The sequence below is a fragment of the Aquabacter sediminis genome, assembly GCF_028863665.1.
Taxonomy (GTDB): domain Bacteria; phylum Pseudomonadota; class Alphaproteobacteria; order Rhizobiales; family Xanthobacteraceae; genus L1I39.
Map to the genome: position 1 here is coordinate 75778 of NZ_JARBFX010000004.1, position 15571 is coordinate 91348.

Below are 15571 nucleotides of genomic sequence, written 5' to 3' on the forward strand. Positions count from 1 at the left end.
GATGAGCTGGGATACAGTTGACTTTGTGATTCGATCTGCGACGGCCTGGTTCTTTCGAGCCCGCAACGCGGAGAGTTGGATTTTCCGCGGTGCTGTCGCGGTGCTGATTGCGGTCCATGGCGCAAATTGGGTCTTCAAATACTCCGGCCCAATCGGCGCGAGCCCCGTTTCTGTGGAGATTGGAACTGCAGGGACAATTCCCGATGGCATTCTCTGGAGCGTCACGGTGGTTTGCGCTCTCCTAATGATCTGTTCAGCCGTTTGGGCGTGGAAGCGCTACGCCGGCGAGCAAGAGAGACTCTCGCGGAAGAAGGTCTTCGTAATCGAGGGCAGAGGACTGCGGGACGACGATGGCTCGCCATTGAAGGCTGCCATCCCCGATAGCATTGCCGGCCTTCGGATGGACTATCTTCTGGACCTGCGCCAACACAAGGATGGAGTCATTGTCGAGCCTGAAGATCTTCTCCATCGTATTGGTGCCATGAAGACCTTTTTCCATCAGGCTCAGAAAGGAAATGACCGAAGCGACCTGACGACCGTCTATGGCGGATTGACGGCGGTGCCGTTCACCTTTTTGACCGGAGTGCTCCTCGACGATGAGGGCGATGTCGTCGTCATGGACTGGGATCGCACTGCGAGTAGGTGGCGTTTGCTGGACGGATCAGACGATGGTCTGCGTTTCGAAGTCACGGGGCTCGAGGAGGCGCGTGGTGCCCGCGATGTAGTGCTCGCCGTGTCGGCCTCATACTTGGTGAAGTCGGAAGATTTGGCGACTACCTTCACACATCCGGTTGTTCGGGCGACGTTGACCGACTTCCAGTCCTCGCATTGGTCTAAAACCAAGCAATCTGCCATGGCCGAGCAGTTTCTCGGTGTCGTTAAGAAACTTGACGCGATGGGAATAGGCCGGATTCATTTGGTTGTGGCCGCGCAAAATAGCATAGTCTTCAATCTTGCTCGACGTTACGACAAAAGAAATCTGCCAAATGTTACAGTTTATCAGTTCGAGCGAGCGCAGGACACACGATATCCGTGGGGAGTGGAAATGCCGGTTGCGGGTATAGGGACGTCCCGCGTGGTGCACGTAGCGGGATCTGAGATGCAATCTCGCCTCGGGTGACCGTCCATGGGGCAATCGGCGGTGATCGCGTAGCTATCTCGTGGAGTATCGCACCATAGCGTGCAATCGGCGGGCGGGCCGGATGAGATTCGAACATATACGCCGAAGTAATCGGCTGGCGCCCGGCTACGCCATAAACAATGTCGGCTTTCGGGAAATCGCAAGTGTCAGTCGAATGGCAGGAATGGGGGCGCAAGGCGGACGTCGCTGGATTGGCTGTCGAGGGGCAGTTATGGCTCAACTCCGGCTGGCCCCGTCATTCTCCGATCCCGCAACATCCTCCACAATTTCCTGCCGCAGCTGCGGCCCCTTGGCGAGGCGCCGGCCGAGCGCGCGGGTGTAGGCTGCGTAGCGCTCCGAGACCTTGGCCCGGGCCGCCTGGGCGGCGGGTTCGGGCAGTGCGGGGGTGGTGGCGAGCCAGAAGCGGATGAAGGTGGCGAAGGCTTCGGTCGAGATGCCGAGATCCCGCTCCAGCCGGGCCAGGCGGCGATCAATCTGGCCGAGGCGACGGGCAAGAGCGGCCTCCTGATGCTCAGCACTGTCGGGCGACAGGAAGGAGGCGATCGCGGCCTGAGCGATCAGGGACATGGACTGGTCGCGCTGGGCGGCATAGTGCGCCAGCATGTCCATGATGTCGGGCTCGAGATAGACGGAAATCTGCGCTTTCTTCGTGCGACCTGCCATGGCGATCACAGCTCCATGCCGTCATTGGGATTGAGGCTGACCTGACGAGCGACGCCTTGCATGAGGCCAGTCATGCGCCGGTTCCGGGTGGCGACATCCTCCATCTCGTCGTCGCGATCCGTGTCGAACTCGAACTCGTTCTCGATGGGCTGGCTTTTCTCGACAGGCTTCACGCGGCTGAGCTCGGGCTGATGCCGGTGCTCGGAGCCGGTCGGATCATCGTCTCGACCTTCGTCCGCTGAGCTCCCGCCGGTGCCCTCCTGTTGCCTTGGCAACGGCAGCGCGGTCCAGTCATCGTGCTGCACAGCCGAACCACGGGAGGGTGTTGGCGGCGGTAGGACCCGGTCCCGGAAGCGCGCGTCCTCGTAATAGCGCGCCTTCTTCGCCCGGATTGGAGGCGTGCCGGCGACCATGACGATCTCGTCCGTGGGCGGCAGCTGCATGACCTCGCCGGGGGTGAGTAGAGGGCGGGCGGTTTCTGATCGCGACACCATGAGATGACCGAGCCAGGGCGAGAGCCGGTGGCCGGCATAATTCTTCATCGCCTTCATCTCGGTGGCGGTGCCGAGCGCATCAGAGACCCGCTTGGCGGTGCGCTCGTCGTTCGTGGCGAAGCTCACGCGGACGTGGCAATTGTCGAGGATCGAGTTGTTCGGCCCATAGGCCTTCTCGATCTGGTTCAGCGACTGGGCGATGAGGAAGGCTTTCAGACCATAGCCGGCCATGAAGGCGAGCGCCGATTCAAAGAAGTCGAGCCGCCCCAGCGCGGGGAACTCGTCGAGCATGAGCAGCAGACGGTGGCGTCCGCCCTTGGCCTGCAGGTCCTCGGTGAGGCGCCGACCGATCTGGTTGAGGAGCAGGCGGATCAGCGGCTTGGTGCGATTGATGTCGGAGGGCGGCACCACGAGGTAGAGCGTCGACGGTCGCTTGCCGCCGGCGATATCGGCGATGCGCCAGTCGCAGCGCCGCGTCACCTCGGCGATCACCGGATCGCGGTAGAGACCGAGGAAGGACATGGCGGTGGAGAGCACCCCCGAGCGCTCATTGTCGGACTTGTTCAGCAGTTCGCGAGCGGCGCTGGCGATGACGGGATGCGGGCCCGCCTCGCCGAGATGGGCGGTCTTCATCATGGCGTCGAGCGTGGTCTCGATCGGCCGCTTTGGATCGGACAGGAAGGCGGCGACGCCGGCGAGCGTCTTGTCCGTCTCGGCATAGAGCACGTGGAGGATGGCACCGACGAGCAGGGCGTGGCTGGTCTTCTCCCAGTGGTTTCGCTTTTCCAGCGAGCCCTCGGGATCGACGAGGATGTCGGCGATGTTCTGTACGTCGCGCACTTCCCACTCGCCGCGGCGCACCTCGAGCAGAGGGTTGTAGGCGGCGGACTTGGCATTGGTCGGGTCGAACAGGAGCACGCGTCCATGCTGGGCGCGGAAGCCGGCGGTGAGCTGCCAGTTCTCGCCCTTAATGTCATGGATGATGGCCGATCCTGGCCAGGTCAGCAGCGAGGGCACCACCAGGCCGACACCCTTGCCGGACCGGGTCGGCGCGAAGCACAGCACGTGCTCCGGCCCGTCATGACGTAGATAGTCGCGTTCATGCCGACCGAGGATGACGCCATCGGTGCCGAGCAGCCCGGCGATGCGGACCTCCTCCTTCTCGGCCCAGCGCGCCGAACCATAGGTCTCAACCCTAGATGCCTCGCGGGCCCGCCAGACCGACAGGGCGATGGCGACGGCGATGGAGAGGAAGCCGCCAGAGGCGGCGATCAGCGCCCCCCGGAAGAACACCTCCGGCGCATAGGCGTCGAAAAAGTACCACCACCAGAAGAAGGCCGGAGGGTAGTAGACCGGCAGACCGAGAGGCGCGAACCACGGGGCGCCCAGCTGGGCCTGAAAGCCGAGGCGCCAGGCCACATATTGTGTGGCGCCCCAGATGGCCGCCAACACGATCAGCAGCACGGTGAGGATCTGCCCCCAGAGGATTTTCGTCGCCGACATGGTGATGATCCTTCTCTGCGGTCAGAGGCCGAGGCCACGCTTGCGGCCGAAGCTCCAGTCGACGCCGCCATCGTTACGGGCGACGCCGGAGACATGCTTGCCGAGCTGGCGCTCCAGAGACGGCGACCAGGGCACGAGCTGGAAGCCGAGCCCGTCGTCGAGCATGGCGAAGCGACCGGACGCGAGCACAAGGCGCTGGCGATACGTGCCGGCGACATATTCGCCGGTGCCGGCCCTGTTGAACGGAATGCCGGTCTTGGAGGCGATCTTGTCGCCGACGATGTCCAGTTCCCTGCGACGCAGCGTCTCGATGAGGTTGCGGGCGAAGACGACACGCCGTCCCTGCCGCTCGGCCATGCCCTCGCGGATGAGATGGTCGGCACGCCGGTCAAGCGCCTGGCTCACCTCCGCGCCGAAGCCGCCGTCGGAGAGAGCAACGGGGTCATGCGCAATGGCCTGACGGTCGAGCCAGGTGGCGCCGGTGGCCGTGACCTGATGGGCGAGATCGAGATCGGAGCGCACGGCGAGCGCCACGCGCCGTTTGCCGTGCGCATCATCGAAGGTGCGCAACTCGACGATGGAGCCCGGTGCGCCATCGCCGGCGGCATCGAGGTCAGGAAGCCGGATGTGATGGGAGCGGCCGTCCACGCCATCGACGATGGCATAGGCGGAGCCGTGGAGTTCATCATCAAGACCACGTGCGACCAGCCGGCCGATGACCGGCACATCGAGGCTCTCGGCGGCGAGGACATAGCTGGCCGTGCCGCGCTCGATCCCGAGTTCGGTGAGGGCGCGGTGCATGCGCTTGATGATATCGCCACGCTCACCGAGCGCGCGGAGGGTTGATTCCGCCTCCGGCTCCATCACCCATTGCGCGTTGCCGATCTCACTGGCGAGGCCGAGCGTCTCGAGTTTGCGAAGGCGTCCGATCTTGAGCGCATGATGGTCGTCCGGCTGCCGGCCTAGAGCCGGCGCCATGTCGATGATGCCGCTCTCCCGGGTCTCGCGGAGAAGCTGGCGGTCGAGCTCGGTCCAGCGCTCGGCCTCGATCTGGCGTTCGAAACTCCGGCGGATATCGAGCTCGGTACGCGGGCCTAGTTCCTGGGTGATCAGGTCGCGGGCGCGGTCGCGCATGCCTTGCCTGATGTAGTCTCGGGAGATCACGATGTCCTGGCCGTCGTCGCTGCGGCCCCGGACGATCAGATGGACATGGGGATGCTCGGTGTTCCAGTGATCTACGGCGACCCAGTCGAGCCCGGTGCCGAGATCCTTTTCCATCTGCCGGGTGAGGTCACGGGTGAAGGCCCGCAGGTCCTCCATCTCCAGGGCATCGTCAGGCGAGATGATGAAGCGGAAATGGTGACGGTCCTCGCGGCAGCGCTCGGTGAAGGCGTCGACATCCACACTCTCGCTCTCGGGACCGAACAGCCGCGCCTTCTCGCCGCCTCGCGTCACGCCCTCGCGGCGAAGATAGGTGAGGTGCTGACTGAGGGAGCCCGCACGGGCCGTGTGTCGGACGACGCGGGCTTTCACCACGGCGCCACGCGAGTGCGGCGTGATCCGGCGGCTGGCCTGCAGGCTGGCGACCTGTCCGCTGCCGAAGCGCGAGCGGTTGCCGGAGGCGATCTTGCCTGACCGAGAGACCCCGCCGCCGGCCTTTCGGGCTGCGGCGAGCGCCTGGGCGACGAAGGGGCGGGCCTGCTGGGCGCGGGTCGAGCGGATGCGGCCGGGACGGACGCGGAACTCGCGTTCATCGCTCATGGCGAAGCCTCGCAATGTGCGGAAAATCGTTGATGCGGTGCCATTTGCGGCACGCGCAAACCTTGTGGTTCGGCTCCGCAAGGTGCCGAAGGCGCAGGAAAGATGTGCAGAAACAACACCCCGACCGCCGCGCAATGTGCGCCCTTTTATCCTGCCCTCGTGCGGTCGTGGGTAAGCGTCCGGCCCCTGCACAGTATTGGCGTGGTGCAAAATCGGGGCATGTCGGGTTCCTTCGTAGCATGGAGGATCTCCGATGAATTTGAGACATTTCGAGAACACGGCGCGGCAGTCCTTTTGGGTTGTTCACATCGAGGCGTGGCGGCAGAGCGGGCTGGACCGGACGAACTATTGCCGCCAGCACGGACTCTGGAAGTGCACGTTCGATCGCTGGTTGAAGTATCTGGCCGGCAAGGAAGCGGCCCGTAAGCATGTGGAATATCAGGCGGAACTGCGCCGGTCGAAGCGCCGTGAAGCCGAGGAAAAGCGCCAGAAGAGACGCGCCCGGCTGCGCTTCAGCGTGAGCACGGATGAGCGCAACCGTGCGCTTCAGGCGTTCTGGGCGATGCATGTCGAGGCGATGAACTGGAGCGGGATGGGCATGCGCGAGTACGCCGCTGCGCTCAATCTGTCGCCGACGAGCCTGCGCAAATGGCGCGACCGGCTGGACGAGGGCGAGGTGGAGATCGACTGGCGCGCGCATCTTCACCCCTCCGCCCGTCCGGTCGTTGGCACTAGTGCCAGCAAAAAGCCGGCGGACGGCCTCTTGACGGCTCCATCGAAGGGTGAACCGGAGGCGCCGCGGCAGCCGATCCGGCGTGTCTTCAGCGACGAGGAAAAACGCGCCATCGCACTCGAGAGCGACCAGGCGGGCGTCAGCGTGTCGAGCGTGGCGCGCAAGCACGGCATCGTCACGGGACTGCTGTTCCGCTGGCGGGTGCAGTTCGGCGTGGCGCAGAAGAAGCGCGCGAAGCTGGCGCCCGTCGCGCTGGACGAAGGTACGCCGGCGGCACGTGTGCTGCAGGATCTGATGCAGCGGCCCGACGGCATGATAGCCGTCGAATTGGCCGACGGGCGGCGGGTCTTCGCGCCGGCCGGCAGCGATCCCGATGCTGTGCGGGCGCATGTCGAGCGCGGGGAGATCGCACCATGATGATCGTTCCCGCCGGCGTGAAGGTGCATCTGGCGCTGGGCTACACCGACATGCGCAAAGGCCTGGACGGGCTCGCCATGCTGGTGCAGCAGACGCTGAAGCAGGACCCGTTCTCGGGCCACCTGTTCGCCTTCCGGGGAAGGAAGGCGTCGATGCTGAAGATCCTGTTCTGGGACGGCAACGGGCTCTGCCTGTTCACCAAGCGGCTCGACCAGGGCAGCTTCGTGTGGCCGGTGATGGCGGGCTATGACGGCGCGATCACGTTGACGCCGGCGCAGCTGGCCATGCTGATCGAAGGCATCGACTGGCGTGCGCCGGAACGTGTCTGGAAACCGGCACTGGCGGGATGAAAAGGCAGGCAAATGCTGACAGATGAAGGCTTCTAAGCTTGGGTGCGACGCGGTTTTGCAGTAGAATCGCGCATGCGGCTCGATCTGGATAACCTGCCCTCCGATGTCGACCTCCTGCACCAGCTGGTGCGCGAGATTGTGGGCGTCGTCGAGAGCCGCGACGGCGAGATCGAGCGCCTTCAGTCGATCATCAAGAAGCTGCAGCGGGCGCAGTTCGGCCGCCGTTCCGAGCGCCTCGATCCCGACCAGCTGGCGCTCGCCCTGGACGATCTCGATGCCGATATCGCTCGCATCAGGGAGAGCAGTCCGGACGTCGCGAAGCTGCCGTCGGAACGCACGTCTCATCGCAAACCGCTGCCCGATCACCTGCCGCGCCAGGAGGTTCGGCTCGACATCGAGAGTGAGGTTTGCGCGTGCTGCGGCGGCGCGCTCCATGCGATTGGCGAGAGCCAGGCCGAAATGCTCGACTGGGTGCCGGCGCAGCTGCGAGTGATCCGCATCACCCGCCCGAAATATGCCTGTCGCCTCTGCGAGAGCGTGGTTCAGGCGCCGGCGCCGGAACGGCTGATCGCCGGTGGAGTGGCCACGCCGGCGCTGCTCACGCAGGTTCTCATCAGCAAATATTGTGACCATACGCCGCTCTATCGGCAGTCGCAGATCTTCGCGCGGCACGGCATCGATCTGGCGCGCTCGACGCTCGCCGGCTGGGTCGGTGGCGCATGCTGGTGGCTGGAGGCGCTTCACGACAAGCTGGCGAAGAATATCCTGGCTTCCGACTATCTCTTCGCCGATGACACGCCAGTTCCGGTGCTCGATCCCGGCCGGGGACGCACCAAGACCGGAAGGCTGTGGGTCTATGCCCGTGAACAGCGCGGGTGGAGCGGACCGGAACCTCCAGCCGCTATCTACATGTTCGCACCCGACCGGAAGGCCGAGCGCCCGGCCAGACATCTGGCGTCCTATAGAGGCGTACTGCATGTCGATGGCTATGCCGGCTTCGAGACGCTCGCGAAGGCCGGGACCATCAAACTTGCCGCCTGCTGGGCGCATACGAGGCGCAAGTTCTACGATGTCGCGCAGGCCACCGGCTCGCCCATCGCCGAAGAGGCCATGCGCAGGATCCGCGATATTTACGTGATCGAAGCAGAGCTTCGCGGGCAGTCGCCGCCGCACAGGCTGGCGGCACGACGAAGCCGCTCGAAGCCACTGGTGGCAGCACTGGAGGCCTGGCTGAAGGCACAGCTGGCGCTCATCCCCGCTGCCGGGGAACTGGCGAAAGCCATACGCTATGCGCTCTCCAGATGGGACGGCCTCACCCGGTTCCTGACCGATGGCCATGTCGAGATGGACACCAATCCTGTCGAGCGGGCGATCCGCCCCGTCAGCCTTGGGCGGAAGAACCACCTCTTCGCCGGCAGCGACGGCGGAGGGGCGAGATGGGCGATCCTTTGTTCGCTCATCGAAACCGCCAAGCTCAACGGAGTCGAACCCTACGCCTATCTCGCCGACGTTCTCCAGCGCATGGTCGACGGCCATCCCGTCAACCGGCTCGATGAACTCCTGCCATGGGCATGGAAAGCAGCGAATCTTGCCAAGAGCTGACATCATGTGCAGCCCCCGGACGCATACGGTCGTGGTTCCTGTCCTGCGCCTCCCCACCCTCCACGGAACGCCAGAGCCCGACACCATGCGAAAGCGGGCCCGCCTGCTCATGGCGCCCTCCGCGATGGCAACGGTGCAACGAACAGCGCGTCCGATCGCGGCGCGAGGAGCGCGGCATCGGTGGGATTGCTGCGCGCGGGCGGCGCGGCGAACAGCGGCGCCTCACGCCAGCTTTGCGCCATTGGCCGGCCCAATTCGGTGGCGCCGGCTGCAGACTCTTTGTCGATGATCGGCGCCAGAGCCGCGATGTACGTGCGCGTCTCCGGCGGCAATGGCGCGCCGGCAAGCGACGCCTCATAGCGCGCCGGCCCGGCATTATAGGCCGCGAGCATGGCGCGGATGCTGCCATAGCGGTCATGGAGCTGGCGCAGATAGGCGGCGCCAGCGAGGATGTTGTCACGCGGGTCGAACGGATCGGCACCGAGACCGTGATGGACGCGAAGCTCATCCCAGGTCGCGGACATGATCTGCATCAGACCCATGGCCCCGGCCGGTGAAACGGTGCGCGGATCGCCGCCGCTCTCGGCCTGCAAGACGGCTCGGATCCAGCTGGCCGGAAGCTCGAAGCGCTGCGCGGCTTCGTCGATAAAGGCGGCGTAGGACGTGACGGCGTGCGCCTCAGTCGGCGACGTGGTCTGCGCGGTGGCAGAGCCGGGCGAGGCGCCCCCGATCAGCAGTCCGGATGCGAGAAGGAGCGTAGCGCGATGCATGTCAGCGCACCGCCGCGCGCCAGATGAAGTCACTGTTGCCGGCTTCATCCGTGAGGAGTGGCATTGCCCGCCCGATGACGGTGCCGTCTGAAATCGGCCCGAAATACCGTCCGTCGAGACTGTCGCCGACGTCCGGGTTCATGAGGAAAAGGTAGCCTGGCTCAACACGACGGCAGCCCTGCCAGACCGGCAGGTCCCGACCCAAGCGATCGCGCGGCAGCGCCTCGCCCAGCGGCACGCCATCGACCGTGATGGCGTCACTGAAGCGGCAGACATCCTGCCCCGGCAGCCCCATCACACGCTTCAACAACGGCGTGCCTTCTCCGAGATAGCCACGGGCGATCAGGAACGCGGCGAGCGGCGGTGGCGGCATCACCGCGACCAGATCGGTGATCTCGAGATGATCCGCCGGCTCGACAGAGTAGAGCCCGACAGGGACGCTCGCCGAGACATTCCACACCAGCTTGAGCGACGTCGGCACCGTGGCGGCGAAGGCCACACCGACGCTGGCGACGATCGTCATCAGCACATAGGCGGCGCGGTTCATTGTCCGCACTCCCGCCGCTTCAGCCACGCCTGATGGCGCTCTGCTGTATAGGCGCGCGGCTCGAAGCCGACGCTCGTACGGTGGGCGACATGACCCCAGTGATCGGGAGCGACACTGGCAGGATCGATGCCGATCGCCTCGATGACGTCGATGTGCTGTAGAATTTTCTCGACCTTCGGCCAGCCATCCACCCGTAACAGGATCTCACCGCCGGGACGCACGAAGGGCAGCGTCTGGTAGCTCTCGCCCGGCGCCACGCAGCGCACGATGTCGAGGCGGGAGGCCACGGTACCGAAGTCGTTCGACGCCCACCGGACAAAGGCGAAGATGCTGCCGGGAGGGAAAGACAGGATGCGTCGACGGCGATCCAGAAGCTGCTCATGTGCGTGATGGCCGAAACGGATCCAGTTCTCGATGCGCTTCTCGATATGGGTCAGCTCGACATGGGTCAGGGCATCGGACGGGGGACTGGACGCGGATGTCGTGCTGGCCGCACGGGGCGCAAACGCCGCGCTCATGGCAGATCTCCAGATTGGGGAGGGAATTCGCGCGCGAGGAGGTCGCGCAGCATCTCGGCGACGGTGACGCCGCGGCGGAAGGCGGCGACCTTGATCCGCCCGCGCAGTTCGGGCGTCACATCAATGGTGAGCCGCGCAGTGAACGCGGCGCCGGGGCGGTGCTCTGGCGCGACATCTGCTGCCTTGATCCAGTGCTCGGGATCAGCAGGCCGAGAGGCGAAGTCGCGGCGGATCGGGCGTTCGCTCATGGCGCGAGCCTCCCGAGGTCGAGACCATTGATCTCGGCGCGGAGCGCGGCGATCTCGCGCGTGGCCGGCCCCGCATCGTCGCGCTCGAAGACGAGACGCCCGGACTGCGCCGCAGCCGCAAAGGCGATGCGCTGACCGATGGTGCTGGCGAGCACCGGGGGATCGTGGTCGGCCAGCGTCCGCGCGGTCTCGCGGGCGAGAACGGTGCGCGCGCCGCAGCGGTTCAGGACGAACCGGACCACCATCTCCGGGCGGTAGATCCGCGCCTCGCGGATCAGCGCCAGCATCTCGGCCGAGGCCCAGCCATCGAAGGGCGAGGGCTGCACCGGGATCAGCACCAGATCGGCGGCGAGCAGAGCTGAGCGCATCAGGCCAGCGACGCGAGGCGGTCCATCGATGACGATGTGATCGGCGTCACGCGCGAGCTCGGGGGCCTCCCGGTGCAGCGTATCGCGTGCAAGCCCGACGACACCGAACAGCCGTGGCAGGCCCTCGCGGCTGCGCTGCTGCGACCAGTCGAGGCTGGAGCCCTGCGGATCGGCATCGATCACCGTGATCCGCTGTCCCTGCCGAGCCCATTGCCCGGCGAGATGCAGCGCCAGCGTCGTCTTGCCGACCCCGCCCTTCTGGTTGAGGAGCGCGACGATCATCGCCGATCTCCACCGCGAGGGGGTGTCTGCGAAGATATGCCAGGCGGCGTCTTCCCAGGCCGTTTTGCCCGCTGCCGATGCTGATCTGCAGCGCTCTCAAAAGCGCTCGCGCGCCTCTTAAAGTTAGATTCTGGGTTAGACTCTAAGTTAAGGGCGCGATTTTCTGATGTATGACAGGGAGTTAGGGCCTGTTTGGGTTCCTGATAGCACGAGGCACCGGTTCCCGATGGCACGATAGTCCGGGTTCCCGATAGCACGAGGCTATCCACAGGCTGTCCACAGGGGGCGGCTGGCTCGAAGGCGAGCTTCAGCCGGCCGCTGACCTCGACCTCGACGAACAGCATGTAGCCGGGAAGCGGCTGGCGCCGGATCAGATCCCTGAGTTCGAAGGCGAAGCGCTTGAACGGCGACAGGCTGCCGGACTTCTGATGCAGGTGCCGGAAATCGAAACGCCACCCATCCTGCTGTCGCCCGCCATGCTTGCGCACCAGCCGGTAGAGCCAGCGTTCCAGCCCGCCCGTCAGCCCGAAATAGGCCCGGTCTATGGTGAGCACGAGCGCGTCGTCGAGCACGGCGCGGTAGAACCAGTCCGGCAGGATGAGGTCGACGCCATCAGGCCGGCCACTGCGGTCGGTGCGTTCCTGCCATTCATTGATCCAGGAGAAGCGGTGCCGGCGTCCCTCGGCTGGTTGACGGATCGTGGTTGAGATCGTCGTGGATTGGAGACGGTCGAGCGCGGCCTTGAGGCGCTGATAGTCGCGCAGGGAGGTGCCGCGCCCGACAAAGGTGAGGATCTCATAGGGCGTCGCCGCCATCAGGCGCGAGGTGCGCAGCCCCGCGTCGCGTGCCTCGACGATCTGGCTGGCGGCCCAGATGAGAATGTCGGCGTCCCAGATCGTCGCCATGCCGTGGTCGGGCACGGCCTCGACCCGGATGGCGATGCTGCCGGTCCGGAAATCGATCGGCGCGACGCGCGGCGTCTTGGAGAGGGAGAAGAAGGGATAGGCCATGAGATCCTGCGCATCTCGTGGCGCGAACTCGCCTGGCAGGGCGCGGAACAGATCCAGCTGTCCGCGCTCCGAGAGGCTGTGATGCCGCGCTGCCATGGGGAGCGGTCAGCGCGCGGCGCGGCCAGCGAACGAACCGGCGACAAGCCCATGGCGCTTGGCCGGCAGGACGGTGCCGCGCGGATCGGAGGTCGAGGTGACCGCGCCGCGTTCCGTCCAGGCCTGCAGGTCGTCGATGGAATAGACGACGCGCCCGCCGAGCTTGCGATAAGCGGGGCCGGTGCCATAGGTGCGGTGCTTCTCAAGCGTGCGGGCCGACAGGCTGAGAAATGCGGCGGCTTCCTTGGTGCGCAGATAGCGCGGCGGGAGGGTGGCGAGATCGGGTCGCATGGAGCGGGCCTCCGTGGGCGTGGCGGGAGCCGCCGGAGTGCGGCGGCGGACGGTGACCACGGTGGCGGAGGAGGAATGTCGGGAGGGATGGGGAAGATTGGGGGGCTAAAATCCCCACCCAGTCACGTGCGGCGACGGTGGCGGAAAAGCCGCAGATATCCGCCGGCGATCAGCCCGGTGCCGCCTTCCACCAGGCCGATGACGCGGTCGCGCAGGGGAGACGTCTTCCAGGGATCGGCCGCGACACGCTCTGTGCCGAAGATGGCCTCCGCGATGGCGCGGTAGCTGGCGCCCCGGCACCGTCCGTCGCAGGCCTGAAGCATCAGCCGCAGGCGTCCGCGCTGCTGGCGGGTGATGCGGGTGTCGGGTGGAATCCGCTTCCCACGCTGCGCATGCCAGAGGCGGTTCAGCGCCTCGATACGGCCGGGCATGTCGTCGTCGAAGGGGATCAGGGCCGCGATCGATGCGCAGGGTTCAACGACGGTAAGCAGAAGGTGCGGCGGCGCCGCATGATCAGGTGGTTCGGCAGGCACAGCGTGAGGTGCCATGCCGGTGCCCAGCAGATGGTCGGGAAGCTCGGTGAGGACGGTGACGGCCGGATTGATCCGTGGGGACCAGTGGACTGGTTGACGGGTCGCGGGGAGCGAGGGGTTCGCGGGGACATCGCAACCCCCAGAGATGTTCGGCCTCGGCTGGGAGAGGTGCAGCCGCTCTCTCGGCGTCCACAAGGTCCCGATAGGCCTGCTGGTAGGATGGATCCCGCCTGAGGCACTCCCAGGCCAATCCCTCCACCGAGAGATCATCGAAATAGTCGTAGGTCCGACTGTCTCGCCAGCGCGACGTATCGGGCTTCATGAGCGACTCCCAGACGGTGCATGCCGTGGGGTCATCAATTGAAGATTGTATCTCCGGGCAGAACTCACCTCACAGGCAACAGGTGATGCGTCGCGCGCATCACCTGGATAGCGGCGCTTCAGTTCACGCGATGTGGGAGCAGATCGCGATAGCCTGTCTGGGCGAGCCAGCGGGCGCGCTCCAGATGGCTGTCATGCACCGCGCGGGCGCGGGCAGGCTCCTGCGCCGGATCGATCCCGAACAGCACGACCACCACTTCCTGCCAGTCGGCTCCTTCAGCGGTCGCGTCGAGGAGGCGCATATAGAGCTTGATATGGGTGCGATCATAGGCGGTCAGTTCCTGACCCGACGGCGCCCTATCCTCAAACGCCTTGGCCACGTCCATTCCCCCGCAGGCTGCCGTTTCTTCTGTCGCAACCCAAGCCGTCGGCGACGGCGTGGGGCTGCAATTTGGGATCATTCTATCATGCGCGCTCATAAAGCCGAACGCTGCGTCGCCGGTGCGCGCAACTGATCCACGATCTCTTTGGCACTGACGGTGCGAGGCATCAGGCGACCACTGCCCACACCATGGCGAGTGCAATGTAGAGAATACTCCGTGGTGAAATACTCATCAAGCGATTGCTCTCTCGGTCATGGAGATCCGAGAGGTGTTCGCGCGCAATCTGAAGGCCTTGCGGCTGGCCAAGGGGCTGTCGCAGGAGGAGCTTGCGCACCTCGCGGACATTGACCGGACCTATATCAGCTCGCTCGAGCGGTGCGTTTACAACGCCAGTATCGATGTGGTGCAGCGGCTCGCCTCGGTTCTCGGCGTCGAGGCTTCCGACCTGCTCCTGCGTCCGCCGAAAGAGCCAGTCGAGACCGATCTCAAGGACGGCAAGTAGGGCTGGACTTTAGCTGTCGCGGTAATCGCGTTTGCCGATGAAGAGCGCCCCCGGCCTTGCCGGCCGGGGGCGCAGCCCGCACGTCAGTCGCTGCGGCGCCCGTTGGGGCGGGACCAGATGAGGGAGAAGTTCTCGCCGTCCTCGTCATCGAAGAGGTTGGCGTAGATGGCGGCGGTGAAGCTCGGATCGTCGAGCTTGAGGCCCAGATAGTCGCGGCCCTCGGTGGAGCGCTTGGACCAGGCGGCCCCGATCTCGGCGCGGCCGACCAGGACCCGGTGGCTGGGGGCGTTCTCGCCGGTGGCGCGGGTGTCGGGGATGATACGCACGCCCCGGGCCTGCACGCCGAGGGTCACGATGTCGCCGGTAAACTCGTTGGTGCCGGTCTTCTTGAAGGTGCCGATGGTGGCCATGTTCCGTCTCCGTCCTGTCCTCTGAGCCCGCACCATTGCGGCCTCGATGGCGATCGGGAGGCCGGAGGCGAGCGACGCCACATCGCCTCGGGGCCCCGTCGCGCTCGCGCGATGGGGTGAGGATTGCGACCGCAGCGCAGCGGAGGACGGCGCAGGCGCGACTTTGTTGCTTCGCGAGGAATGACGGCGATCCAGGGTCCCCGCGCAGCGCGCGGGGTGGGCGTCGGCAGGGGAAGAAAGTCGCGACCAGCCATTGTGGCATAGGCGATCGAGGCGCAGCCGTCCTTCGGCCAGATCAGGCCATTGAAGAGGCCGTTTGGAGCGGGCACTGGCGGGCGGATGACGGAGAGGTGCGGCCCCGCACCGGATACGCAGACCCGACCGACCCACACCGCCAGACGATGCCGTGAGTCGGGTCAATCTGCCCATTCCCCGTCCCGCCAACGTCGCGAATGCTCCGCCCCGAGGGGTCTTTCGGCTGCGACACGGCCGCCGTCCTCCACGCGCACCAATCTTGCCGCGTTAGAGGGCGAAGCTGGCGCGCCGGATCTCCGCTCCCTCCCGGCCCAGCCAGGTTAAGCGGACGATATGCCGTTCACTGTCTGGTGCGCCGAACCGCATCGCGGTG

The 15571-nt window shown here is 65.7% G+C and carries 19 protein-coding genes; 5 read left to right on the forward strand and 14 right to left on the reverse strand.

Annotated elements, in window-relative coordinates; genetic code table 11:
• The first annotated feature begins 1 nt into the window (after position 1).
• A complete protein-coding gene (locus tag PV781_RS08735; RefSeq protein WP_274775247.1) occupies positions 2–1120 on the forward strand; it encodes an SAVED domain-containing protein in 1119 nt (372 codons plus the stop codon).
• Positions 1121–1357: 237 nt separating this feature from the next.
• On the opposite strand, the gene PV781_RS08740 is transcribed toward PV781_RS08735, so the two are convergent.
• The 3 genes from PV781_RS08740 to PV781_RS08750 are packed head-to-tail and all read right to left on the reverse strand — an operon-like array spanning position 1358 to position 5562.
• Positions 1358–1804, reverse strand: coding sequence for a CopG family transcriptional regulator (locus PV781_RS08740; RefSeq protein WP_274775248.1), 447 nt, complete (start codon positions 1802–1804; stop codon positions 1358–1360).
• Between the two features lie 5 nt (positions 1805–1809).
• Positions 1810–3801 carry a conjugal transfer protein TraG gene (locus PV781_RS08745; protein ID WP_274775249.1) on the reverse strand — a complete coding sequence of 664 codons (1992 nt, stop codon included), beginning with the start codon at positions 3799–3801 and terminating at the stop codon, positions 1810–1812.
• Positions 3802–3822: 21 nt separating this feature from the next.
• Entirely contained in the window at positions 3823–5562 is a 1740-nt protein-coding gene (locus PV781_RS08750; protein ID WP_274775250.1) for a relaxase/mobilization nuclease domain-containing protein, read from the reverse strand.
• A gap of 253 nt (positions 5563–5815) precedes the next feature.
• Between PV781_RS08750 and tnpA the strand changes: the two genes are divergently transcribed.
• The 3 genes from tnpA to tnpC all read left to right on the forward strand — a co-directional run bounded on the left by tnpA (position 5816) and on the right by tnpC (position 8664).
• Positions 5816–6712: an IS66-like element accessory protein TnpA gene (gene tnpA / locus PV781_RS08755; RefSeq protein WP_274775251.1), complete on the forward strand. Its 897-nt coding sequence runs from the start codon at positions 5816–5818 to the stop codon at positions 6710–6712.
• Positions 6709–7062 carry an IS66 family insertion sequence element accessory protein TnpB gene (tnpB, locus tag PV781_RS08760; RefSeq protein ID WP_274775252.1) on the forward strand — a complete coding sequence of 118 codons (354 nt, stop codon included), beginning with the start codon at positions 6709–6711 and terminating at the stop codon, positions 7060–7062. Before tnpA ends, tnpB begins: the two co-directional genes overlap by 4 nt.
• 72 nt (positions 7063–7134) lie before the next feature.
• On the forward strand, positions 7135–8664 hold the full coding sequence (gene tnpC / locus PV781_RS08765; RefSeq protein WP_274775253.1) for an IS66 family transposase: 1530 nt from the start codon (positions 7135–7137) through the stop codon (positions 8662–8664).
• A gap of 107 nt (positions 8665–8771) precedes the next feature.
• Here the strand turns inward: tnpC and PV781_RS08770 are convergent, their stop codons facing one another.
• The 10 genes from PV781_RS08770 to PV781_RS08815 form a co-directional block, all read right to left on the reverse strand.
• Positions 8772–9434 carry a lytic transglycosylase domain-containing protein gene (locus tag PV781_RS08770; protein WP_274775254.1) on the reverse strand — a complete coding sequence of 221 codons (663 nt, stop codon included), beginning with the start codon at positions 9432–9434 and terminating at the stop codon, positions 8772–8774.
• Position 9435: 1 nt separating this feature from the next.
• Positions 9436–9981, reverse strand: a complete 546-nt coding sequence (locus tag PV781_RS08775; RefSeq protein WP_274775255.1) for a S26 family signal peptidase — start codon at positions 9979–9981, stop codon at positions 9436–9438.
• Positions 9978–10499, reverse strand: a complete 522-nt coding sequence (locus PV781_RS08780) for a DUF2840 domain-containing protein (RefSeq protein ID WP_274775256.1) — start codon at positions 10497–10499, stop codon at positions 9978–9980. Before PV781_RS08780 ends, PV781_RS08775 begins: the two co-directional genes overlap by 4 nt.
• Positions 10496–10747: a ribbon-helix-helix protein gene (locus PV781_RS08785; protein WP_274775257.1), complete on the reverse strand. Its 252-nt coding sequence runs from the start codon at positions 10745–10747 to the stop codon at positions 10496–10498. Before PV781_RS08785 ends, PV781_RS08780 begins: the two co-directional genes overlap by 4 nt.
• Positions 10744–11397, reverse strand: a complete 654-nt coding sequence (parA, locus tag PV781_RS08790; RefSeq protein ID WP_274775258.1) for a ParA family partition ATPase — start codon at positions 11395–11397, stop codon at positions 10744–10746. Before parA ends, PV781_RS08785 begins: the two co-directional genes overlap by 4 nt.
• Positions 11394–12503 carry a replication initiator protein A gene (locus tag PV781_RS08795; protein WP_274775259.1) on the reverse strand — a complete coding sequence of 370 codons (1110 nt, stop codon included), beginning with the start codon at positions 12501–12503 and terminating at the stop codon, positions 11394–11396. The genes parA and PV781_RS08795 overlap by 4 nt, the downstream gene beginning before the upstream one ends.
• A 9-nt stretch (positions 12504–12512) precedes the next feature.
• A complete protein-coding gene (locus PV781_RS08800) occupies positions 12513–12794 on the reverse strand; it encodes a helix-turn-helix transcriptional regulator (RefSeq protein ID WP_274775260.1) in 282 nt (93 codons plus the stop codon).
• Between the two features lie 122 nt (positions 12795–12916).
• A complete protein-coding gene (locus tag PV781_RS08805) occupies positions 12917–13342 on the reverse strand; it encodes a DUF2285 domain-containing protein (protein ID WP_274775261.1) in 426 nt (141 codons plus the stop codon).
• A complete protein-coding gene (locus PV781_RS08810) occupies positions 13308–13649 on the reverse strand; it encodes a transcriptional regulator domain-containing protein (protein WP_274775262.1) in 342 nt (113 codons plus the stop codon). The genes PV781_RS08805 and PV781_RS08810 overlap by 35 nt, the downstream gene beginning before the upstream one ends.
• A 118-nt stretch (positions 13650–13767) precedes the next feature.
• Complete coding sequence (locus PV781_RS08815; RefSeq protein WP_274775263.1) at positions 13768–14028, reverse strand: DNA -binding domain-containing protein; 261 nt, start codon at positions 14026–14028, stop codon at positions 13768–13770.
• A gap of 256 nt (positions 14029–14284) precedes the next feature.
• Here PV781_RS08815 and PV781_RS08820 point away from each other — a divergent pair, with 256 nt between their 5' ends.
• Positions 14285–14533, forward strand: a complete 249-nt coding sequence (locus tag PV781_RS08820; RefSeq protein ID WP_274775264.1) for a helix-turn-helix domain-containing protein — start codon at positions 14285–14287, stop codon at positions 14531–14533.
• Between the two features lie 83 nt (positions 14534–14616).
• Here the strand turns inward: PV781_RS08820 and PV781_RS08825 are convergent, their stop codons facing one another.
• Positions 14617–14943 carry a DUF736 domain-containing protein gene (locus PV781_RS08825; protein ID WP_012172357.1) on the reverse strand — a complete coding sequence of 109 codons (327 nt, stop codon included), beginning with the start codon at positions 14941–14943 and terminating at the stop codon, positions 14617–14619.
• Between the last annotated feature and the right edge of the window lie 628 nt (positions 14944–15571).

Coding starts and splice junctions, on each gene's coding strand:
- PV781_RS08795 (WP_274775259.1), bottom strand. CDS start 12,503: ATGGCAGCGCGGCATCACAGCCTCTCGGAGCGCGGACAGCTGGATCTG.
- PV781_RS08800 (WP_274775260.1), bottom strand. CDS start 12,794: ATGCGACCCGATCTCGCCACCCTCCCGCCGCGCTATCTGCGCACCAAG.
- PV781_RS08750 (WP_274775250.1), bottom strand. CDS start 5,562: ATGAGCGATGAACGCGAGTTCCGCGTCCGTCCCGGCCGCATCCGCTCG.
- PV781_RS08735 (WP_274775247.1), top strand. CDS start 2: ATGAGCTGGGATACAGTTGACTTTGTGATTCGATCTGCGACGGCCTGG.
- PV781_RS08740 (WP_274775248.1), bottom strand. CDS start 1,804: ATGGCAGGTCGCACGAAGAAAGCGCAGATTTCCGTCTATCTCGAGCCC.
- PV781_RS08780 (WP_274775256.1), bottom strand. CDS start 10,499: ATGAGCGCGGCGTTTGCGCCCCGTGCGGCCAGCACGACATCCGCGTCC.
- PV781_RS08820 (WP_274775264.1), top strand. CDS start 14,285: ATGGAGATCCGAGAGGTGTTCGCGCGCAATCTGAAGGCCTTGCGGCTG.
- PV781_RS08770 (WP_274775254.1), bottom strand. CDS start 9,434: ATGCATCGCGCTACGCTCCTTCTCGCATCCGGACTGCTGATCGGGGGC.
- PV781_RS08745 (WP_274775249.1), bottom strand. CDS start 3,801: ATGTCGGCGACGAAAATCCTCTGGGGGCAGATCCTCACCGTGCTGCTG.
- tnpC (WP_274775253.1), top strand. CDS start 7,135: ATGCGGCTCGATCTGGATAACCTGCCCTCCGATGTCGACCTCCTGCAC.
- PV781_RS08810 (WP_274775262.1), bottom strand. CDS start 13,649: ATGAAGCCCGATACGTCGCGCTGGCGAGACAGTCGGACCTACGACTAT.
- PV781_RS08775 (WP_274775255.1), bottom strand. CDS start 9,981: ATGAACCGCGCCGCCTATGTGCTGATGACGATCGTCGCCAGCGTCGGT.
- PV781_RS08785 (WP_274775257.1), bottom strand. CDS start 10,747: ATGAGCGAACGCCCGATCCGCCGCGACTTCGCCTCTCGGCCTGCTGAT.
- tnpA (WP_274775251.1), top strand. CDS start 5,816: ATGAATTTGAGACATTTCGAGAACACGGCGCGGCAGTCCTTTTGGGTT.
- parA (WP_274775258.1), bottom strand. CDS start 11,397: ATGATCGTCGCGCTCCTCAACCAGAAGGGCGGGGTCGGCAAGACGACG.
- tnpB (WP_274775252.1), top strand. CDS start 6,709: ATGATGATCGTTCCCGCCGGCGTGAAGGTGCATCTGGCGCTGGGCTAC.
- PV781_RS08825 (WP_012172357.1), bottom strand. CDS start 14,943: ATGGCCACCATCGGCACCTTCAAGAAGACCGGCACCAACGAGTTTACC.
- PV781_RS08805 (WP_274775261.1), bottom strand. CDS start 13,342: ATGGCACCTCACGCTGTGCCTGCCGAACCACCTGATCATGCGGCGCCG.